The following is a 247-nucleotide window of genomic DNA, read 5'->3' on the forward strand; positions in this document are numbered from 1 at the left end:
TGTTAAAGTGTCGTTATGTACCTTTTACGACTAATTCGTTATCCTCAACATCTATATCCACATGTTTAACGTCTGTATGATCTAGATAATAATCTGTAATTTTGTCACGTACTTGCTGTTCAACAATCACGATTAATGTCACATGTACCACATTTTCCTTGTTTTGAACGCTTGAAAAATTTTACTAGTGTATATAAGGCATATCCGAAAATTGCTAAAAAAATTAAAATGTTAATAATGACTGACA

The 247-nt window shown here is 30.4% G+C and carries 1 protein-coding gene and 1 pseudogene; both read right to left on the bottom strand.

The window, feature by feature from the left end; translation table 11 throughout:
* Window positions 1–13: 13 nt before the first annotated feature.
* Window positions 14–127, bottom strand: a pseudogene (locus IDG64_RS15370) (hypothetical protein); the annotation flags it as partial.
* Window positions 120–247, bottom strand: a 128-nt coding sequence (locus IDG64_RS14785) for a FeoB-associated Cys-rich membrane protein (RefSeq protein ID WP_206171374.1), incomplete at its 5' end; no start/stop codon positions are given. The gene IDG64_RS14785 and the pseudogene IDG64_RS15370, both read right to left, overlap by 8 nt.

Source organism: Staphylococcus sp. EG-SA-15 (genome assembly GCF_017151895.1).
GTDB classification, from domain to species: Bacteria; Bacillota; Bacilli; order Staphylococcales; family Staphylococcaceae; genus Staphylococcus; species Staphylococcus aureus.